Annotated in this window: 15 protein-coding genes; all 15 read right to left on the bottom strand. The window is 58.0% G+C overall.

Going from position 1 to position 20,414, the window contains the following annotated elements; genetic code table 11:
• Window positions 1-1,198: 1,198 nt before the first annotated feature.
• The 15 genes from AC5ZFO_RS23855 to AC5ZFO_RS23785 all read right to left on the bottom strand — a co-directional run bounded on the left by AC5ZFO_RS23855 (window position 1,199) and on the right by AC5ZFO_RS23785 (window position 19,630).
• Window positions 1,199-1,876, bottom strand: a complete 678-nt coding sequence (locus tag AC5ZFO_RS23855; protein WP_496122696.1) for a 2OG-Fe(II) oxygenase — start codon at window positions 1,874-1,876, stop codon at window positions 1,199-1,201.
• Window positions 1,877-1,882: 6 nt separating this feature from the next.
• Entirely contained in the window at window positions 1,883-2,950 is a 1,068-nt protein-coding gene (locus AC5ZFO_RS23850; protein WP_496122695.1) for a GFA family protein, read from the bottom strand.
• A 1,265-nt stretch (window positions 2,951-4,215) separates the two neighbouring features.
• Window positions 4,216-5,058 (bottom strand): electron transfer flavoprotein subunit beta/FixA family protein, encoded by an 843-nt coding sequence (locus tag AC5ZFO_RS23845; protein WP_282525622.1) that lies wholly within the window; start codon window positions 5,056-5,058, stop codon window positions 4,216-4,218.
• A gap of 568 nt (window positions 5,059-5,626) precedes the next feature.
• On the bottom strand, window positions 5,627-7,381 hold the full coding sequence (nifA, locus tag AC5ZFO_RS23840) for a nif-specific transcriptional activator NifA (protein ID WP_496122694.1): 1,755 nt from the start codon (window positions 7,379-7,381) through the stop codon (window positions 5,627-5,629).
• 254 nt (window positions 7,382-7,635) lie between these two features.
• Window positions 7,636-8,472 carry an SDR family NAD(P)-dependent oxidoreductase gene (locus AC5ZFO_RS23835; RefSeq protein WP_496122693.1) on the bottom strand — a complete coding sequence of 279 codons (837 nt, stop codon included), beginning with the start codon at window positions 8,470-8,472 and terminating at the stop codon, window positions 7,636-7,638.
• 616 nt (window positions 8,473-9,088) lie between these two features.
• Entirely contained in the window at window positions 9,089-9,304 is a 216-nt protein-coding gene (locus AC5ZFO_RS23830) for a hypothetical protein (RefSeq protein ID WP_496122692.1), read from the bottom strand.
• On the bottom strand, window positions 9,301-10,407 hold the full coding sequence (locus tag AC5ZFO_RS23825) for a nodulation protein NodZ (RefSeq protein ID WP_496122691.1): 1,107 nt from the start codon (window positions 10,405-10,407) through the stop codon (window positions 9,301-9,303). The genes AC5ZFO_RS23830 and AC5ZFO_RS23825 overlap by 4 nt, the downstream gene beginning before the upstream one ends.
• 133 nt (window positions 10,408-10,540) lie before the next feature.
• Entirely contained in the window at window positions 10,541-12,574 is a 2,034-nt protein-coding gene (locus AC5ZFO_RS23820) for a carbamoyltransferase family protein (protein WP_496122690.1), read from the bottom strand.
• 301 nt (window positions 12,575-12,875) lie between these two features.
• Window positions 12,876-13,664, bottom strand: a complete 789-nt coding sequence (locus AC5ZFO_RS23815; protein ID WP_496122689.1) for an ABC transporter permease — start codon at window positions 13,662-13,664, stop codon at window positions 12,876-12,878.
• Between the two features lie 3 nt (window positions 13,665-13,667).
• Entirely contained in the window at window positions 13,668-14,588 is a 921-nt protein-coding gene (gene nodI / locus AC5ZFO_RS23810; protein WP_282525616.1) for a nodulation factor ABC transporter ATP-binding protein NodI, read from the bottom strand.
• 1 nt (window position 14,589) lies between these two features.
• Window positions 14,590-16,299, bottom strand: a complete 1,710-nt coding sequence (nodU, locus tag AC5ZFO_RS23805; protein WP_496122688.1) for a nodulation protein NodU — start codon at window positions 16,297-16,299, stop codon at window positions 14,590-14,592.
• Window positions 16,300-16,312: 13 nt separating this feature from the next.
• Complete coding sequence (nodS, locus tag AC5ZFO_RS23800; protein ID WP_496122687.1) at window positions 16,313-16,942, bottom strand: nodulation methyltransferase NodS; 630 nt, start codon at window positions 16,940-16,942, stop codon at window positions 16,313-16,315.
• An 11-nt stretch (window positions 16,943-16,953) separates the two neighbouring features.
• Window positions 16,954-18,330: a chitooligosaccharide synthase NodC gene (gene nodC / locus AC5ZFO_RS23795; RefSeq protein WP_496122686.1), complete on the bottom strand. Its 1,377-nt coding sequence runs from the start codon at window positions 18,328-18,330 to the stop codon at window positions 16,954-16,956.
• Between the two features lie 11 nt (window positions 18,331-18,341).
• Window positions 18,342-19,001 carry a chitooligosaccharide deacetylase NodB gene (gene nodB / locus AC5ZFO_RS23790; protein ID WP_496122685.1) on the bottom strand — a complete coding sequence of 220 codons (660 nt, stop codon included), beginning with the start codon at window positions 18,999-19,001 and terminating at the stop codon, window positions 18,342-18,344.
• Window positions 18,998-19,630, bottom strand: a complete 633-nt coding sequence (locus AC5ZFO_RS23785) for a NodA family N-acyltransferase (RefSeq protein ID WP_282525611.1) — start codon at window positions 19,628-19,630, stop codon at window positions 18,998-19,000. Before AC5ZFO_RS23785 ends, nodB begins: the two co-directional genes overlap by 4 nt.
• Window positions 19,631-20,414: the final 784 nt, after the last annotated feature.

Genomic DNA, 20,414 nt, shown 5'->3' with positions numbered 1-20,414 from the left:
TTAGCTGCGGCAGGCTTTTGGCATCAACACGGACCTCGATGCTGCGGGGTGTCCTTGGCAGCCTTCTGATGAGACCGGCCCTTTCCAATGTCAGCACCATTTGGTGAACCGAAGGCGGGCTGACGCGGAAATATTCCTGCATGTCCGTTTCCGCCGGGGGACTGCGGTGCAGCCGCGTATAGAGGTGGATGAAGGGGAGGTACTGCCCCTGTTTGGGGCGTGAAGGTTTTTTGCATCGCTGTCCAGCGTGCCCTCGTAAAGGTGTTCGGCTATGCCCTGCTTGTTGTTCTTGACGAGCCTTCGTCCCAATCTAAGAAGAGAGTCTACATGACTCTTGGCAGTGCGCTCCTTGAAGCCGCCGTTGATGAGTGCCGCCCTCAGCGCCTCGACAAGCCGCGCATCTTCAGAATGGAGAGGCTCACCCCTGCGGCCTACGAAAGCCCAGGTTGCCCAGCGCGGCTGCCGCGCCGAGACGGAAGGCATCGTCTCACCCCTTCCGCCATGCGGTATTTGCGAGTATTCGTGTTCGCCCGCCTCCGTAAGCGGCTGTCCCTCAGGTAAGGGTGCACCGACCCGGTGAATGGAGACTTGCATCGGCACGCCGTCACCTGCATTGGCGATCTCCCGCAACTGACTGCTCGAAAGCCGCTGCATCTGCCGGAGGGGGAAAACCGACAAGTTCACTTCCGGACCCGCGCTGCCCGACTGCTGGAGCCCCCGCGAGTTGAGGTAAAGTCCATCCGTTCTCACTTTCGAAATAAATACTTAAGACTCGGTTTGCAGGACGATCGAGCAAAAGGCCGATCGTGGCTTCAGAAGAGTCTTCTCTTCTGATGGATCCTGCAAAGCCCCAGCGCGCACATAACGTCCCAAATCGCCCCGAGCATTCGGCTGTTTGCTAGGTCTGGTAGCTGTTGAGAACCTGACGACAACACAGGCTTCATGCGCGCAGCGCGCGTACATCATCGCGCGCCAACACGCGCGCCGATTCGACGCAGCGACGATGACTTGCCACAACTACTCTGAGCAACCTGTGCTCGGATTACGCGTGGTGGCCTTTACAGGCATCAAGGCTAGCCGTGGCCTCCGACCGGCATTGTGGCAGTCTTTGCGAGGGGACAGTCTGAGCAACACAAGATAGCCAAGCTACCACCCTCTCCTGAGAGCTCACCCTTTACCCAATTTCAGCCACCCCACCTCATACGTCAGCGGTAGAGCTTTCAATGATCCGGCGGTTCGCGCCGCTGCGTTTTGAACAGAAGTAGACCAGCGATCGGCGCTCGCCGGACAGCACAGGCTTCACCTCGTGGCGGAGCTTACATGTGGTGACAAGCACGGCGCCGAATGGTGGTCGGAATACCTGGTGTTCGTACCGGCTTGGATATACCACGAACTGCCCCCCCTCGAAGTCCCTCGCCAGCTGCACAATCACCGAGTACTCGAAATCCGGGTCGCTCGCAGCATCCAGATGAATGCCAACAAAGGAACCAGGAGGCATCCGATGCATTTGGCATCGGCGAATCAAGTAATCTGACGTGGCTCCCAAAATCTTACTTAGCGCGAAGCTTCGGTCTTTCCTTTCAAGTAGTTCCATGATCTGCCCTGGAGCTGCACCACTCGCGTCGCTAGGAGCGCGGCCGGGCGGGTCTACCCTCACGCGTTTGACGAAAACATTGTGCGAGTCGCCGGCATCTCCCTCCCTCACTTCTTCTTCGGGAATCTCAGCCTGAAGCTGATCGATCTTGGCCAAGTCATCTTGGGTGAACAATATCTGGGGGCCGATCACGACCGTCCCCTTCACCAACAGCTCAATGCGGTACTTTGTCAAAGCTTCTTCTGAAAGCAGGCGGGATTTATGATTCATTGCGCGCGCCATTCGAGTTCACTCCAGGGTTTTATCTTCGACGCAGGACTCCAGGTCCTGGTGCATCGAGCGGAATGCTTGGTCCCAATGCTCGCCATCGAACTCGCTTATTGTTGTGCGTTCGATGGTCCTGTTATCCAGGCATCGAATGTTTACGCTGAAGCCCGAGGGGTTCGACCGCGGCCTATAGAATGGCTTTACGCCACAAACCCGGCAAAACGTGTGCCGAGCGATGTTCTTGTTGAACTGATACGTCGTGAGGAATTCTTCGCCGCACTCAATTGCAAGCTTATTGCCAGGTACGAACAAGTGCAGAAATCCAGACATTTGGCAGATTGAGCAATTGCATCGAACCGCAGAGAGCTCTCGCGGTGCTTTGACGTAGAACTTGACAGAACCACAATGACAACGGCCACGGTGTTCGATCTCCGAGTGATCATCTCCCGTCAATGGGACAATTCGGAGCATATCGTGGCACCACTGTACGCTGAGCCGATAGGCTCGATCGAATTCATCCAAAAAGCGAGCATTACGGTCAGCCGGGACAAGTTCGCCAATCAGCCGGCTTGTCATTTCTCCGTGATACTTCTCCGCGGGATCTTCTCCGCCGACATGGCTGCGGAAGTACTCAAGATCGTCAGGTCGCGCCTTAAAGGTTTTGACCAGAGTGGTCCATAGCGATTGGATCATGTCCGCAGCATGTAGCTCAAAAGCAACCATGTTGGCGCAACGCACTAAGGCATCCTTGGATGACAATCCGGCATAGAGAGAATGCAGGTACCGCCTTGTCGTGGCGCTGCAGTTGGGCCGTATTGCTCTGCCGAGTAGTTTCGACGCATCCTTTCTAAACAGGTTGGAGTGGAAGTTCTCAGTCACCAGAATATCGGGTAGCGCCGCCTTGCCGCCCTGGAGACTTTGGCTATAACCACCTGTCTCATCCCAACAAATGAAATTTGCGACCACGCTGGTCAGTTCAATGTCCCTCGTAAGATCTCGATTGTGATTCATTGCATCGAATATGAGATCCCTTTGCGCCCCCGCCAGCAGGTACGGGAACGCTTGTGACATCGCCAGATATTCAGGCATCAGGCTTGCGACCTGGTCCTGGGACATCTCCGCAGCGAACGGGTGCGGGCCGAACAGGACTCGCGCTTGCTCAATCAAATACTCGCAGCATATCTGCGGAGGCTGATCGGGTGTAAATCGAGACGCTTGAGATGTCATTTGACCCCTGGCGATGAGAAGAGAACGGTCTTTGACGGAGCAACTTCGTATCCGCGCCAACTATTGGCCACCGCGAGTTCGTTGGTTTCGATGGGCTTGTGATCGCGTTCACCATCCAGGCGACATTCTTGGCCGCCACCTTCGCGGTAGCAGACAGCGGCGTGCTCAGTGCCGCTCACCCGAATCGAAGGGAGCGCGTAGATCAACTGAGCGGCGGCGATCCAGACGGATTCCGGTCCACGAAAAGTCCGATGCCGCGAATTTCCGGCCCGGCCAGCATTCGCTTGCAGAGTCATGGTGAGATATTGCGCCGCGCAGGCCGTCGCGGTTGCTGCTCTTGCCAGTCGATCGAACCGCTATGAGATTCGTGCAGCATTGCAAGGACTATCCGCATCTACCTGGTTTTCGGGCCTTCGGGCGCAAGCTGCGCGAAATGCCGGCTGCTGGCGCCGGCACGAGCTTCTCAAAGAGACCGCCGCTATGTTTCGCGTTTGCGAGCGCCATCACGCTGCCTTCTTGCGCGTTTACAGCAATCACCGTGCCAACTCATGCATTCACCCCACAGTCTGAATACATTGGCAAAACGCTCGCGACCGACTCCTCATTGCAGTGTACTGAACCTGACAGCGCTTGCACGGCCGTCGGACACCAGACGGCGAAGAGCCAGCCGCCACTCACAACGGGTATAGGGCTTTTGAATCGCGGAGATTGGTTCAAAGGTACCACATAGGTGGGCTTCGCGCCCTGAACGGCGCGACAGCGCTTTGGGCGTTCGTGCGCTAGCATGGTGATCCCGATCGCTGACGTAATCCGTCTTCGCTCGTGACAACTACGTGCGAAGCAGTCGCCTCAACGCCCTCGGAACACGACCCTATTGTGGGATCTGGACGCATGCGCAGCCCTTTGTCGATGCGCCTGACAATCGCGGTCAACTCCGGGCATCGATCGAGGGGGTCTGCGGAACATGCGGTCCCGGGTGATCGCGAGCAATCGAAGAACGCTATGGGCCAGAACGCGCAGGTCGCGGGCCGGGATGCCTAGTCTAGCATACATCTTGCGCGCTCACTGGACGCGGGTGCCTCATGGTGTTGGTACATCCTGGACCGTTTCGATCACGACTATCCAGATCAAGCGTCACGGACAAGTGCAGCAAGATCGGCTTCGAGCTTCGGCTGATGCTTGAAAATCGCGTCTATCAACGCCTGCGCCGGTTGCTCGGCGGCCTCAACGAGCTTCGCCTTCTCAGCCCGCGCAGAGGGAGCGAACACTCGCTTGACGACGGTCGGCGATCCCTTGAGGCCGCATTTGGAGACGTCCTCGATACCGGCATCGCTTGCGCTCCATTTCACGATTTGGGCACGCGCGGCACGCAAAGCATTCGCCATCGCGCCGCGCCGAATCTGATTCGTTGCCTCCAGCATGGTGATGAGACAGGGCAGCCTCGTGTGCAGCACCTGGACACCACCTTCGGAGCGTCGTTCCGCTTCAATTGTATGGGCGGCGAGATCTAAGGATCTGACTTTCGCAACGTAGGTTAGCTGCAGTACGCCTAGCCGCTTTGCGATGCCGGGGCCAACCTGCGCCGTGTCGCCGTCGATGGTCTGCTTTCCCGTGAAGATGACGTTTGTCGGGCCATATTCGCTACCAATTTTTCGGATGGCTGTTGCAAGTGCATACGTTGTGGCCAGGGTGTCGGAGCCCGCAAAGCAGCGATCGGTGAGTAGGACGGCGCGATCAGCGCCATAAGTCAGCGCCTTTCGCAAAGAATCTTCCGCTGATGGCGGCCCCATTGTAAGCACGGTTATTTCGCCGCCGAACCGATCGCGCAGCTCCAGCGCGGCCTCGAGCGCGAAGAGGTCATATGGGTTGATGATGGTCGGCACTCCCTGACGCATGATTGTATTGGTCACGGGGTGCACGCGGATCTGCGCCGAGTCCGGAACCTGTTTGATGCAGACGACATTGTGCACGGTGTTGCTCCAAAAGCTGCGACAGCTGCGGAGAGCACAGCAAGTGTTGTACCATCGCCCGTCCATTTGGAATCGGCTTGCCATCACAGAGGCTTAGACCGGGTGCTGCGGCCCTCTAGCCGCTTCCCCACCAACGAATGCTAACATAGTCAGGATTGCGACAGCGCTTTTCCGCAGGGCACGCCAGCTGAGTGAGGCCAGCTTGCGACTGATTACCCAATCACCAGCGTCGGCCGACCGGTTGACGTTCAATGAGCATTGCCGCTCACTAGTCCGAGCTTGATCGACGGATAGGCATGACGCTTGTTAGATGTTCAGCCAACCGACTGTTCGCGATTGCATGGCCCGCGGGTGACGCTAAGTATGTCATGGCGCCCAATTTCCTCTCTCACCGAATCAGGTGAGCCCGCGTTTCGACAGCAGTCCCGCAAGCGGGCGCGGTGGTTTTGCTCGGGGCCAAGTCGTCCCCGAGGGCGGACCCATTCCCTTCAGAGCGATGAGATTGCCTACCGGAGATCGTGCTCATATAGCTATATTTGGCAGTGGCAGTTCCGACCGACGTCGTCGTTCAGAACCGCTTTATCTCGATTCCAAATTTCCTCAGCGCGTAGCCAATCTGGCGCGGCGTTAGTCCGAGCAGGCGCGCTGCTTTTGCCTGCACCCAGCCAGATTTTTCCATGGCCGCAATGACCCGTTCGCGATCGGCCATCTTCGCGCCACTAACGAGAACTGCGCCGGGAGGCCCTAGTGAGGCCAGTTCGCCGCCGACAGACTGGGCCGGCTGGGTCGCTTCAACTAGCGGAATGGTGGACTTTGCGGGCACCGATGGCATGGGTGCGGGCTGGGCTGGTCTCTCGTCCGACGTGCCCTTCCACAGCATCGCAGAAAGGCACTGGCCGTGGGAGCACGCAAAGTCACTTCTCACGATCGATGATCCGGAGCACAGCGTCGCCGTCCGCTCGATGCAGTTCTCAAGTTCGCGGACATTTCCCGGAAAGCCGCAGTTCATCAGTACATCGATCGCACTCGCCTCCAAGGTCAGCGTACGGCCGTTCTCGTTATTGAAATTTCTGAGGAACTCCCTGGCAAGCAGCGGAATATCACTGCGTCTTTCGCGCAGTGGTGGCAACAGTAATGGAACTACACTGATGCGATAGTAGAGGTCCGCTCGGAACTCGCTCCTTGCGACAGCCTCTTCCAGGTTCTTGTTGGTCGCAGCTATCACTCGAACATCGACCTTAATAGTCTGGTTGCTGCCGACGCGCTCGAACTCCTGCTCTTGCAGAACGCGCAGCAACTTCGCCTGGAACGGAGCTGAGATCTCGCCGATCTCGTCAAGAAACAGCGTTCCTTTGTCGGCAAGTTCGAAGCGACCCTTGCGCGAGCTGAAAGCACCGGTAAAGGCGCCTTTCTCATGTCCGAATAATTCGGATTCCAGGACGGTCTCAGGAAGCGCCGCGCAATTCAGCTTAACGAACGGGCGCCTGGCGCGGGACGATGATTCGTGAATGGCCTTGGCTACGAGTTCCTTTCCGGTACCGGATTCGCCACGCAGCAAAACCGTGCTGTTCGATCTGGCTACAACCGCAATCTTCTCGAGCAACCCGCGCAGCGCCGGACTGTCGCCAATGATCCCGTGGACGTGTAGCTTCTTGCGCTCCCGAGCGGGTTGCCTGAGCTCCAGTACTTGCTTTTGTAGCCGGTCTTTCTCCGCCATCAGTCGTTCGCGATCGCAGCCGAACAAGCGATGCAACTTCACTGTTTGTCCCACCAGGTTGGCGATCATGGCGAGCAGTCGCGCATCGTACTCGAGCCGGAGACTCGACCTATCGTCCCGGATACGATCAACCGTCAGGGTACCCACGACCTTCGGATCAATGCGAATCGGAACCCCGATGAACGACACTGGCATATTGTCGGAGGCGCCGAGCACTTCCCGGTCTGCAGCGCTGAATACCGGCTCGGCGGCCACGTTCTCGGCGACAAGAGGCCTGTCCGCCGCGATGATCTGGTCGATTGCCTTCCGCGGTAGTCGCATCCGGTAATGTTCGTCGCTGCCTTCGCTCCAGCCCGCGCCCACTGTCATGTCTGGCATGCCGTCGTCGTCGAACAGCGAGACGATGCCGTGTCGCATCTGCACAAACGATTGCAGAAGACCAACAACGTTGGCCAACGTGACTTCGAGCCGACAAGGAGCGGTGAGTATTTTCGATATTTCGAAGATGCCGGTCAGCGCGCTCTCACGCAACGGCTCCCCCGAGAGCTTACCCTCCGGCTCAGGTTGCGAGGCCGGTCTTTCGCGTGAGGAAGGGATATCCAGCATGAGGCGGCCTCCGTTGTCTTGATCATCCTCCCTGGCACCTTGTCCTGGTTGGCGAGCTTCGTTTTGCATGTCACGCTCGATCTAACGCCAAGTGTTGACGAGATGACATAGAACCGTGACACCTTTTCATGGCACGATGGTAAACTTACGGTGTGCCTTCATTTCATTTATACGGATTGCGTGCGCGTCGTCAGCGAAGAAAAAGCGTACCGCTGCTGCAGCTCAAGTCAACTGTGTCGCCACGGCCGGCCGATTCACAGATGTTGCCCACCATTGATTGGCACCTCGGCCCCTGTGACATAGCTCGCCGCATCCGAGCACAGGAAAAAGATGACCTTGGCCACTTCATCCGGGGTTCCCACTCTGCGCAGCGGGATACTTGGCACGAGACGCGCTTCTGTGTCGGGCGATAACATGTCCGTCCTGATTTCGCCGGGCGCGATCGCATTCACGCGAATGCCATGCGGCGCATAATCGTGGGCCATTTCGCGTGTGAGGCTCGCAAGCGCAGCTTTCGACGTGGCATAGGCACTGCCCGCAAACGGGTGCACCCGCGAGCCCGCAATCGAAGTCACATTCACGATCGACCCTGACGCGGCTCTTAGCTCGTCAAACAAACCCTGCGCCAGCAGGATCGGGGCCACCAGATTGAGATGGAACACCCTCATCCAAGTCTCGATTGACGTCGTCAACGACGTCATCCGATCGCCAGCGGGCGTTTTCGGCGAGACACCGGCATTGTTCACTAGCGCGTGCAAAGGTGCACCGGCCAAGCGTTTCTTGACCTCAGTGATCGCGCGCGGCAGCATTCGATGATTGCTGAGGTCGATTTGGACATGATCCTCGCTGCCTGCCGGCCAGGGGCATTGCTCGCCGTCGAACGGTTGACGCGCGCAAGAAATGATGCGCCAGCCCGCCTCCGAGAACAGCTTGGCAGTGGCATGACCAATTCCGCGCGATGCTCCGGTGAGGAACATCGCCTTCTGTTCTCCGCCATGAACACGGGCTTTATCGGCCTGAAAGGGGCAAGCCAAATGTGTTTCGGGCAGCGGGTCTCTGATTAGATCGTCATTTGGCAGATCCAGACCCACGCCCGCCTCCTCTCCTGTTGCGCGCCGCACGCGTAGCAGGATTTGGGCCACTGCGATGCATGCAAATCCGCTTCGGTTTTGCGTCCTAATGTCGCGCACGCGAAATGCTTGGCTGGTTCAAGACACGGTGGGTGTGCTTTGTGACAGCGATGGTGCATCAGCTACGTAATGTCGCGAGCACACTATAAAGACAAGGCTACGAGCCGTGCTCTCTTTCCCGATCGCACAACCGGAAGAGCCAAAAAATGGCCAGCGCTCTCGTCGGGGCAACGATCGATAAGGATAGCGGCCGCCGCCAGTAGCCGCTTCAACTCGAAAGCTGACGTTACCAGCTTCGTACGTTAGATTCGCCGGCAGCTGATGCCGACTTCATCGCGCCCCGATCTGCTGTGTCCAGCACTGGCACATCGCCGGGCGGATTGATTCCGGGCCACGACCTGGCGTACTGAATGTTTTCTTCAAAATAGTGGATCCTGAGAGCGCCCGTTCGTACCAGCGAGTACCGACCGCCAAGACGGAACTCGCCGGCTGAACGGAGACCCTTTCGATATGTTCATCCGCGATTGACCACCGATTAGCTTCGACTCGCGGCCCCCCGAGGCGAAGACGAGACGTGTTACACCTGTTTACCGCGGCGGCAGCGCGTAAGGTCATTGTTGTCGACGTCGAGCTTCAGCGGAAGACATTCGGACCCCGCGTCGCTCTGTTCTCCGGTGGAAGTTCGCAACAAAGCATCACATTGGGCAGACAATTGCCGCTCTGAAACGATCTGCCAATACTGCTGGATGCAAATAGCGGCAATCAGATCGATCAGGCGAGCTACGAATTTCATGAAGCCACGAGCTCTTGCGAGGATTCTTCAATCAGGATCAATCGGCTCGGATCGTTCAAATCGAATTCTATCACGCGTGGGGCAAAGAGACGCGCATAGCGCGTGAAGGCGCTCGTCGGGGGGAAACGGATCACGGTATCGCAGCGCGCAAGGAGATACATATCGGTGAGGGCGGAAAAGCCGCCCTCGGCTCCGAGCGCGGCGTTGTGCAATGGGCCGGCCTGAGGTGCCTGGAATCGTTTTGGGATCGTGAAAACATCAGGAAATATAGTCGAAACCTTCTCAAGAACGAGCGCGCTGTCCGTGCACAGGAAAGCCCTCACGGGTTTTGCGTGGGGTAACACCCTGGCCTTATCAATGGCATTACAGACCTGTCGCAAGGCGCGCTCCGGGTCAGCCCAGTAGGGAGCATGCCCCATAATGTCCTCGCCGTTGCCATGCCGGACATGGATGCCGATTACGCTGTACGATTCAAAGTGCTCGCGGTAGATAGCATCAATCCGAGCCTGAATTTCAGGTCGTGGCTTGATGCTCCGAAAGATTTCTCGTTCGGCCTCCTGATCGCAGCGCCACATCAGGCACGCATCACACACAACCGTGTTCGCGTCACTATCTTTGCGACTTTGGAACAGTTTATCGAGTTCGTCGCGCTCCCGGAAAATCTGCTCGTCCGGGCGATAGACGCAATCGATGGATGGCTTGTTCCACCATGTCGGGAAGAATGGTCCCGGAAATGAACACTGATTGATCTTGTCGTCGCAAATCACCCGCACGCCAGCAATGTCTTGAACCGGTTCGAAGAAGACTGGAAAGGCGTTGGTGGATGGCTCATCGAGGTAACAAGATCCCCGCCAATCGATGGCTAGCGTCCGTCCTGTCTGCTTTGCAAAACGCCAGGCTGCCGCCAGTGACCACAGGCAGTCGCCGAACCCCGTGCGTCGCCGGGAAACTACGAACCTATCATTCTTCGAACCGCTCTGCATTGCCTGTTCCCGGGCTCCTGGTTGGACAAGAGACGTCATTACAGACATCTCACGTATCATCTTGTCCGACGTCATGGTCTGAAATCGCGGTGCCGGCGAGCTGCGTCGGTAGAACTTCATAGCAGCGCTATCCGTGATGGGCCGCGTTCTCGCAACACTCCGTCTTTTCTTGAGCGGTTCAGTCGGATGCCCGATGCCCCCCCGTGCGTCGGATAGCCTGGCCTCCTCACAGCAGGCATAGGCATGGCCATGCTCATGAGCTCCGGCTATGTTTCGCTTTGCACTTTATTGCAGCCGCGCGCGGCGGATGCAGCCGAACGCCCCGCAGCTCCCACACGAGCCGCAGTTCCTTCACGAGATCTTCACGCTCGGCTTGGTCCAGCATGGTTGCGTCAAGAAGCCGGTCGAGCGACGCCTCGCCCTCGATCCGCATCAAGATCTCGAAAAGCTCATGTGAGATACGCATACTATCGTGGGCGGAATGTCCCGTGCGGATCTCGCAGACCGTTTCCTGACGATCTGGCGCTGTGTGGGAGCGAACACGATGAAGGGATGCATACGGCGGCAATGAAACGCCCAGTGTACTCCAATCCTGCAGCGATGCTGGCCGCTTCCTGACGAGGAAAGGCCCAACAACAAGTCCGTCCAGGTCAGTCGTCAAGAACGTTGTGATCGCATCTGACACGGACTCCACGATGGGCTCGGCATTGTTGTTAAATGAGGTATTCAGAAGAACTGGGATGCCTGTTCGCCTCTTGAACGCATAAATTACATCCCAATAGGTGGGGTTTGTCTTGCGCGATACTGTCTGCAGCCGAGCGGTCCCATCAACGTGTGTGATCGCACCGAGCACGTTGCGCTTGGCTTCACGCACACGAACCACGAAGTTCATGAAGGGGAGCTGCTGCGTGCCCTCCGGGAGCTCAAAGAACTCGCTCGCATCCTCCTCCAGTACAGATGGCGCAAAGGGACGATAGCCCTCGCGCTTCTTGACCATCGCGTTGATGCGGTCCTTGTTTTCCGCAGGCCGCGGGTCCGCAAGAATGCTGCGGTTACCAAGCGCACGTGGGCCGAACTCAGAGCGGCCCTGAACCCAGCCGATTACAGCGCCATTTGCCATCCAGTCTGCCGCACTGGCTGCTATGTCATCGCTTCGTTGAATGTCGAGGTGGCCTGACCATGCGTTGAGCTCATACTCTACGGCTTGCTCGTTGCCGAGATCGGGCCCCCAATAAACGTCCGGAAGTCGCTCGCGCGGCGCCGGCCTGCCCAGCTCGTTTGACAGCATCAACGCAGCGCCGAGTGCGCAACCGGCGTCGTGCGCCGCGGGTTGAACAAAGATATCGTCAAATAGTCCGGAATAAAGCAGCTTACCGTTCAGCGTGCAATTATGGGCTACTCCCCCAGCCAGGCACAAGCGTGTCATGCCCGTCGCTTCACGATGGTGCCGCAGGATGTGAAACACGATCTGCTCCAGCGCCTCCTGCAGCGAAGCGCTGACATCTCGATGCTGTTGGGTGAATGGCATTCCTTTTCGCCGAACCTCGATGTTGCGAACCAGGTCTGGACCGATCCGATCCAGGTGAACGCGATAGCCACCGTTTTCCAACAACTCGTAGAACTGCGCGAAGAGCTTGCGATAAGGAGCGGGATCGCCATACGGGGCAAGCCCCATCACTTTGTACTCGTCGAACAACCCGTAGCCGAGATATCGGATCGTCTCGAGATAGAACAGCCCCAGGGAGTTATGCTCTGGGAAGCTTGCAAGTTGCGCAATTTCGGTGCCAGACCCCACCGCCAATAAGCCGGAGAGAAAATCGCCACCGCCGTCGATCGCAAAAACGAGACTTTGATCGAACCCGGACATGGCAAATGCGCTCACGGCATGCGCTTCGTGGTGATTCACGAAGGAAAGCCGCGACGGATCGATCTCGGCGCCGAACTCCCGTGCCAGCAGCTGGCGTAGCAACAGTTTGGCGTCCAACGGAACGGGCTGAGAAACAGAAAGGCGCTCGAGCATGGTATTGCAGTAGGCTTCAGTCGCGTAGAACGCGATACGGTCGATCTCGCCGAGCTCAACTCCTGCGGAAGAAAGGCAGTATCGGATCGAATTGCCTGGGAACTTGTTGGAGTGCTTGACGCGGTTGAGGCGCTCCTCTTCGACAGCAGCAATCACGCGGCCATCCTGCACAAGAACCGCAGCGCCATCATGAAGAAATGTATTCGGCAGCTCCGGCGAGCGTTCATAGATTTTGTCAAGACCGCCACTCACTCCCAGGCACAACATCCCGTTCTCCATTTGATCATGCCGGAAACGCCAACTGCGTCCCACCTATCTAATCTGTACAGTCACGCTCCGTCGGGTGCGCGGGCCAGACAGCGCAACTATCGCCTAGCGACAGGCGCTCAGAAGTAACGGTGCTGGCGTCCGCACCGATCGACCAAACAGACGGCCGTTGACCTTGCTCGATCGCACTCTTAAGGCCATTGCAACAGCTGCCGTGACAGACCAGGTCATCCAGAGCTACCGCAGAAACGCATCGTGACAGTGCATCGCTGTGACTTTCTCCATTTGCGCTGAACTCACGTCAACGCAGCAGGCGGCGCCGAAATAGTGCTGTCGACGCGAAAAAGGGCAAGACCGCGTAAACGCAGAGCGCACCTACGTGCAGGGCCGCGCTGTCGGCGCCGCGCTCAAGCATCGCTGGGCGAATAAGGTCGACCGAATGTGCGAGAGGCAACAAGCCGGCGAAATGCTGAAATGAGCCGGGCAGTTGGCTCGTCGGAAATACCACGCCACACAAAAACACCATAGGAGTGAGGACAAGTGTCTGGTAAAACACGAAGTAATCGTAACTTGGCGCAAGAGATATGACGACCATCGCCAGGCTGGCGAAGACAAGGCCAGTAAGGGCGATTGTGGGCATCGCATACAGAATGGATGGCCATGACGCATAACCCAGCGTGGCAGCGACGATCCCGATCGCTGTTCCGGCCAAAACGGACTTACTGGCCGCCCACACCAGTTCACCCAGAACGATGTCGCCAAGCGTGAGCTGAGTGGAGAGGATTGCTTCCCAGGTGCGCTTGGCGTCCATGCGTGCAAAGGCGGCATACATGGTTTCAAAGGTCGCGGACGTCATGGCGCTGGTCGCGACCATGCCTGCCGCCAGGAACGCGATGTACGACGTCCCCTCAACGCGCCCCACGATCAGTCCAAGGCCAAAGCCGAGGCCAAACAGATTGGTTATAGGATCTGCGAGGTTGCCGAGAATCGATGCAAGTGCGACTTTCTTCCATGCGAGGAAGTTCCGACGCCATACCGCAATCCAGTTGTACGCGTTAGCGGGCATCACCGCCGCATAACTTTCACCCATCGCTCACTTCTCCATCTCGCGCCCGGTCAGCCGCAAAAACACGTCTTCGAGATTCGGGGGGCGCTGCAGAATACGAAGGCCCGCTCGCCCGCGCAGTTTCACGCGTACCTGCTCCGGATATGGCGCATAACAAAAGAGCGTCTCTCCACTCACTTCGATGTGCCGTGCGTGCGGCCTGATCAGCTCGCAGAGCTGATGTGGATCACCGCCATAGATTTCGACCACGTTACAGCCGATATGCTCATCGATCAGGCCGTCTGGCTTGCCTTCGGCGATCTTGCATCCACCCTCGAGGACACACAGCCGATCGCACAGGCGTTCGGCCTCTTCCATGAAGTGAGTGGTCAAGAGGATCGTCTTGCCACGCGCAAGCAGAACTCGCAGGCGTTCCCAAATCAGGTGGCGTGCATGCGGATCAAGACCAGTTGTAGGCTCGTCCATCACGAGTAGATGTGGATCATTAATCAGGGCGCGAGCCAGCGTCAGCCGCCTCTTCATGCCACCGGACAACTCGGAGACGCGCACGTCCGCCTTGCTTTCGAGGCGCGCAAACTCGAGCAGCGATGGTGCGACCGCCTCGATCTTACGAGCGCTCATTCCGAAATAGCGACCAAACACGAGCAGGTTCTCTCGAACGGTGAACTCGAGTTCAAGGTTATCGAACTGCGGCACCACGCCGATGCGCATACGCGCCACACGAGCGCGGGAAGGCACAGGCTCATTGAGGACCGTAATCTTGCCTGCGTCCGGCGAAATCATGCCGAGGAGCATACGCGCAATCGTGCTCTTGCCAGCTCCATTTGGGCCAAGCAGGCCGAAGCATTCTCCGCGCGCAACCGAGAACGATAGTTCATTGACGATGACCTTGTCGCCAAATGACTTTTTCACGTCGGCAAGGTCAATCGCTACCGTGGACATGTTCATCTTAGACTGAAAGAAGTCGTTCAGCAGACGATGGCTTCTTGACGACCGTTTTGGTCCAGAGTTGGCCGTCGCACCACACATGCTCGACGCGCCCCCATTGGCAGGCCGCGGCAGCATCCGGGAAGAATCCCCGTCCGTGGAGGTTGGCGCTCGTGTTGCAGAGCAGCGGTATCCCCGTGAGTTGTTCAAATTCGACGAGAAGCGCGGCGACCTTGTGCGGAGAGTTGCGGGAGATTGTCTGCAGCCGCGCCGAGCCGTCAAGATGGACCACAGCGGGGACCTTGTCGCGCCATTCCGCCCGGGTCTGGTGATCGAACAGCATGTAAGGATCTGGGGTACCTGGGCTGAACATTTCTGGCGCCCGATCCTCCAGACAGATCGGCGCCACTGGCCGGAAGTGCTCGCGACGCTTGATGTCGTTGAGATGATCCTTCATTGCTGGGGAGGTCGGCGCTGCAAGAATGCTTCTGCCGCCCAACGCCCGCGGCCCAAGCTCGGCGCGCCCGGAAAGGAAGATGACCGGCTTGTTGTCGGCGAGAACCGCCGCAAGTTCACGCAGACTGCATGGCGCCGCCTCCCAATCCGGCGGAAGCTCGCTGTCCTGCAGGACCGGACCACTGTAGACTGACCATTCCAATGGCCCGAAGCCATTTTGCGCCGCCATCGCGCCGCAAGCAGCGCCGATTGCCGAGCCGCTGTCATTCGGAAACGGCGGCACCCAAACGTCATCAAACAATCCCGCCGCACGAAGCGCGCTGTTCCACTTGATATTGAGACCGCACCCTCCGGCGATACATAGATTTCGTGCTCCTGGAAGCGACGAGTGTCGCAGCAGAACCATCGCCATTTCCTTGACAAGAAGACGTTCCACGAACACATGAAACGACGCAAGGACGTCCTCCGCTCGCTTGGCCGTCAGGCGCAATGCGCTTGCCTCGAAGAAGTCGTGCATAGCTGCAAGCGACGATTCCGCATTGTTGATGTCAGCGCGGTAGCGACGAGCCTGCTCCGTGTCAGCGGCGAAGCGCTTTTCATAGAGCTCCTGGAACACCGCCACGATGCTTTCGTCGACAGAGCCAAGCGCGATGTAGGCCATCAGCTTGCCGGCGATGCCCAAATCCCAACTGGAGCGGATCGGCTGCCTATAAGGGCCGAAGTGAAGGCCCGCGGCAGCATAGGCATGGCCAATCATCGGAAACAAGGATGCAATGAGCCGTGCCCCCCGAGGTTCCACATAGTAAAGACGTGGAAAGATGCAGCCGTCCCATACCAGGCAGAACGCGGGTTTTCCCGCGCTGGCAAAGGGACTGGTGCAATATGCTGACGCGACGTGGCCCGTGACGTGCGGGTAGCTCTTATATGGAAACACCTTGCCTCCGAGGATCAGGCCAAAGCCGTCGACGGAATCAAGAAGGCCCTCAGCATGGCGCTCGACATATGGCGCCCCTTTCAGCGCGATCGGCACAGCGCCACTTAGGACCTGGAACTCCGACTCAATCTCCCCATCCCAGCCGTCGATGACGAACTGATCGATATCCCGCGGATCCAGGCCATGCTCTGCCAAAGCGAGCACGACTGCATCGAGATTTTCGATGGATTGATAGCGTGGACCGTTGCCGCGCTTCTCTTGCTCGGTGCAAAAGACAAGCCGCCCGTCCTCGACGACAGCAATTGCCCCGTCATGTGTCAACTTGATGCCGCAGATGCGCATAAGATCCCCTGGTCTAGTGACCGACGTTTGATTGTTCTGACGAGTGACCCGGCTTCCGGAACCGGACGATCAAGCAGTCTTCGTTGACCGACTCGGTGTGGCAGTGCAGACGCTCGACCTCCGATAGGCTCTCGTTGAAGAGAGCGATCACCGTTTCGGCCCCAGCAGCATGACCCCATCGTTGACATGTGGCATCACGTGCGGACCCGAAAATCAGAGCTCCATTTGGCGCAAGCATTCTCACCAGATTGCGGATAGCCGCATGCATCTCGACAATGTCCTTGAGGTAGTAAAGAACTTCGGCCACGACGATCAAATCGAACTGCTCAGTGGTCGAGAACCGCTGAATGTCGCAGGTCACCCAGGTGATATGTGACCACGTCCTGGTCCGTCGTCGCGCTCGCTCGATCGCCTGGGGCATGAGATCGACCACGGTGAGTCTTTTGCATAGCGGCGCCAGCATGCCGGTGAATGAACCGGCTGCACATCCCACTTCGAGGGCATACGCAACATCTCCATTGCAAAGCGACATCCGGAGCATTTGCGCGTATCGCTCCTGCTCGAAAGAACTACTGTCGAGGCGCCATGGGTCGTCGACAGCTAACTCTCGCTCTAATAGCTGATGGTTTTCGTCCGGGATCATGAGCCTATCACCTACTTGCAGCCAGTCGAACGATCGCGACCGCAAACACTCTTCGTTGCCGTCAGGCTCGATTCACGGTACGGAAGCCCCGCCTTACGAATTGTTCCACACATTCCCCATTTACTTGCAGCACTTCGTCCAGCCTTCGGATGCAGGATGACAGTCTGCTTTTCCCCTTCGGCCGGCCCACCGGCGACCTTGCGCGATAGCCAATCGCTGTTGCTCAATGTACAAAGCGCGTAGGCCTTCAAGGGAAGTAAGAGAAAGATATTGATCGGTGTGTGGAGCGAGAAGCCGAGAAACCGCAGTTCGCGAGCACGAAGGGCTGCCACACTGCACCGGACCATTGTCATTGCTGCAATCGTCAATCCCGTCCACCAGGGCACAGAGCCGACGATTAGGAGCTGTGCGAGCGCAGCCAATGTTGAAAGGGCGAGAAGCAACGGGCCGAGATTTTGCCCGACAACGTCTAGCGTCAGATAGCCATCGAGCTCTGGCAGCAGGCGTAATGCAAGGAACGTGTCCCGGAAGGTACTACGCGCCCAGCGGAGTTGCTGACGTAGATATGGCCCAAGGCGGTCCGGGACGACTGTTGCTGCGATCGCGTCCGAGACGTATTCGGTTCGAAATCCCGCCTTGAGCATGAGGATCGTCAGATGGCGATCCTCGCCGAAATCGCTCGGCTTCCCACGGAAGAATTGCGCTTCGTATTGATCAAGAAGCAAGGCGAGCGCGGAGCGACGATACATGGCACATGGGCCGCAGCAGCACATGACCGCACCGAAACGCGCCTGCGCCGCGCGCTCCTCGTTGCATGCCAACCAGTATTCCATATCGATCAGCCTGGTCAGCCAGGTTTGGCTGCGGTTGCTCGCTATCAACTGACCCATGGCCGCACCGACTTGCGGGTCGTGCATCTTCAGTACAAGCTTCGTGACAACGTCAGCGGCAAGTATCGTATCCGAGTCGACGTTGAGGACCAGGTCACCGTATGAGCTGCGTATTGCGGCGATCTGCGCCTTGCGCTTTCCAACGTTGTTTGCCAGCAAGATGATGCTGAACCTCGGATCGTTCGCATAGATTTTGTGTACAGGCGCGACAAGGTCGCGGTTTGCAGATCCGTCATCGACCACATAGACCTGCAGCTTTCCGGTGTAGTCTTGATTCGCAAGCGACTCCAGACATTGGGCGAGCGTGATTGGATCCTCGTTGAAGCATGGTACGATGACGTCTACACTGGGAAGGACCGCCTCCGATCGTCCCAGATTGTCCTGCAGCGATGAGTCCATCGCCGGTTGGGCATAAAGCGCTTGTGCGCTCTTGTAGATCGTCGAGAGCAGCGCATAAGACGAAACAGCGACAGCACTGGTTGTAGCGAACAGGTCCATATGGTGTTTTTTCAGTGAAGTTGAGGGAGTGGACTGATTGAAAACCCGCGCCGTTGTAGTGCCGGGATCAGATGCGACAGCGCGCTCGTGGTCTGATCACGCAGCGTGGCATCAGTGCACGGTCGCTCCTCATCAGGAGGATATCCGTCGTGCAGGAGCAGAATTGCACCCGGGCGAACGGTCGCCAGTACTGAATTCACAATTCTATCAGTCCCGGGGCGGGACCAATCTCTCGGATCGACCGACCAGTGCACAGGTGTGAGACCAGCGCTCGATGACACAGCAAGCACCTCTTGTGTCCACATGCCGTAAGGTGCTCGCATGTGCCTGGGTGAGGCCTGCGGGCACGCCGAACGGATCGCCTCGCTCGCCGCCAGAACTTCATCGCGGACCTCCGTTGGTCCGCATCTGGATAGATCCGGATGCGTCATCGTGTGGTTCGCAACCTCGTGCCCTTCCGCGATCATTCGTCGAATGAGTTCAGGTTGTTCGGCCGCGTACGTGCCGATCACGAAGAACGTCGCCGGACTCCGATGTTGCGCCAGCACATCGAGCACCTCTGGCGTGCAAAATGGATTTGGCCCATCGTCAAAGGTCAAATAGACGGGGCGACTTCCGCTCACGTCAGCGTAGTCGCAACGGACAGCAGATATGGGGAAAAGCTCTTTCACAACTCAGGCCCGTTCCGATCGATGATCGTCCCACCCGGCCACTCGCTTATCGAGCGTCCAACCGGGAAAACCACTACGATCACGTCTTCGATCCGGATCGGCGGCAAATTGGGATAGACATCCGGATGCGTGGAGCGGACGCGAATGCCAGACATGAGGGTTGCGAGCCCCTGCCTTTCGACCAGTCGGGTCATATGTTTCTCAAGCGCAGGCCGAACCGTGCCAAAGCCGAATGGAATCCCAAGCTCATGCAGCATGGGATACATCACGCGCATTGCATGGCTGATTCCCAGCCCTTCAAGATCCGGACGCACCGCGTATAACCCCAGTTCGCCTACGAGAAGATCGACCCCACCAACATTGATGAAGCGGCGTAGTAGCCCGACGTGAGCAGCTATCCCGCGCGCGTCGTAACCGATTACGCGGACCTCAGGTCTTGCACCGGCCCAACTTCGGTTGCCCTCAAATGCCTGCGCATTGAACGCACCGGTCGGCCCGTAACACTTGCGGAAGAACTCGGCGAGTTCGGCATGATCGGTGAGCTGCAATTCGCTTTCCCAGCGACGACTCCACTGCACTTGGGCGCGTGCAGAAGGAGGTTCCGCAGTCCGGGATACGGCAACGTTCATGGCTAGCTTCCCTGCGCAGGTGGAATTATGAGCGGAGATGGTCACGTGAGCTCGCTAGTCGTCGAACCGCTGATCAATACTGAAATGAGCTGCCATGACCCGTCGGAGCGCGGCACTCCTCGCCTGCACCGCGCCGTGCGCCTTCGCTCGCGACGAAGCGATCTCATGGTTCGCACCCGTCATCCGGCCAATGCCCTGCGCGAGATATCCCGGAAGATGACGACGAGGCGATTGGACTAGCCAGTACCTCTCTGCACCACGGGGCTTTTCCGCCTCGTCTAGCATCGCTGTCGACGTTCTGACGTCTGCGGGCAGGCCTTCTATGCGCGGGGCCTCATCGATGGCGCATCCGAGTGACATCAGATCACACTAGTCCTTATACATCTTCGACACGCCCTGAATGCGGTGGACAGGCGAGCCATTTGGAGAGTCGCCTGAATTACTTGGCATCCGCAATCTGCGCCTGCCGCTATTTCGCGACACTAGAATGCGGCTGAACGCGCTCTCAAGTGTACGCGGGTAAACCTCCAATATGGAAACGGATGAAGCACGCATACCAAGGTTTATGGAGATCTGCCTGGCGTCTCGATCGAGCGAGCTTTGCACCGAGAAGAAGCGACGCCGCTCGCACGGCGCGCCCATAGCCGCCCTCGAAGCGGATGCGCCGGCTGCTCGCACGTCCAGGAGTTTTTCTCTGAGCCAGCGTGAACGAGCAGCAGCCATCATGGTATGCCTGATTACTTTTGCAAACTGATGTTTGCTATCCAACATCCCGCAATTTGGT

This window comes from Bradyrhizobium sp. Unk1 (genome assembly GCF_059512345.1).
Note: the sequence above shows the minus strand (reverse complement) of the source record. Positions and strands in the feature narration are given on the sequence as shown.

Excerpts from the sequence above, each read along its gene's own strand:
- AC5ZFO_RS23855 (WP_496122696.1), bottom strand. The coding sequence starts at position 1,876 with ATGGCGCGCGCAATGAATCATAAATCCCGCCTGCTTTCAGAAGAAGCT.
- AC5ZFO_RS23850 (WP_496122695.1), bottom strand. The coding sequence starts at position 2,950 with ATGCCTGAATATCTGGCGATGTCACAAGCGTTCCCGTACCTGCTGGCG.
- nifA (WP_496122694.1), bottom strand. The coding sequence starts at position 7,381 with ATGCTGGATATCCCTTCCTCACGCGAAAGACCGGCCTCGCAACCTGAG.
- AC5ZFO_RS23830 (WP_496122692.1), bottom strand. The coding sequence starts at position 9,304 with ATGAAATTCGTAGCTCGCCTGATCGATCTGATTGCCGCTATTTGCATC.
- AC5ZFO_RS23825 (WP_496122691.1), bottom strand. The coding sequence starts at position 10,407 with ATGAAGTTCTACCGACGCAGCTCGCCGGCACCGCGATTTCAGACCATG.
- AC5ZFO_RS23820 (WP_496122690.1), bottom strand. The coding sequence starts at position 12,574 with ATGTTGTGCCTGGGAGTGAGTGGCGGTCTTGACAAAATCTATGAACGC.
- AC5ZFO_RS23815 (WP_496122689.1), bottom strand. The coding sequence starts at position 13,664 with ATGGGTGAAAGTTATGCGGCGGTGATGCCCGCTAACGCGTACAACTGG.
- nodI (WP_282525616.1), bottom strand. The coding sequence starts at position 14,588 with ATGAACATGTCCACGGTAGCGATTGACCTTGCCGACGTGAAAAAGTCA.
- nodU (WP_496122688.1), bottom strand. The coding sequence starts at position 16,299 with ATGCGCATCTGCGGCATCAAGTTGACACATGACGGGGCAATTGCTGTC.
- nodS (WP_496122687.1), bottom strand. The coding sequence starts at position 16,942 with ATGATCCCGGACGAAAACCATCAGCTATTAGAGCGAGAGTTAGCTGTC.
- nodC (WP_496122686.1), bottom strand. The coding sequence starts at position 18,330 with ATGGACCTGTTCGCTACAACCAGTGCTGTCGCTGTTTCGTCTTATGCG.
- AC5ZFO_RS23785 (WP_282525611.1), bottom strand. The coding sequence starts at position 19,630 with ATGAACGTTGCCGTATCCCGGACTGCGGAACCTCCTTCTGCACGCGCC.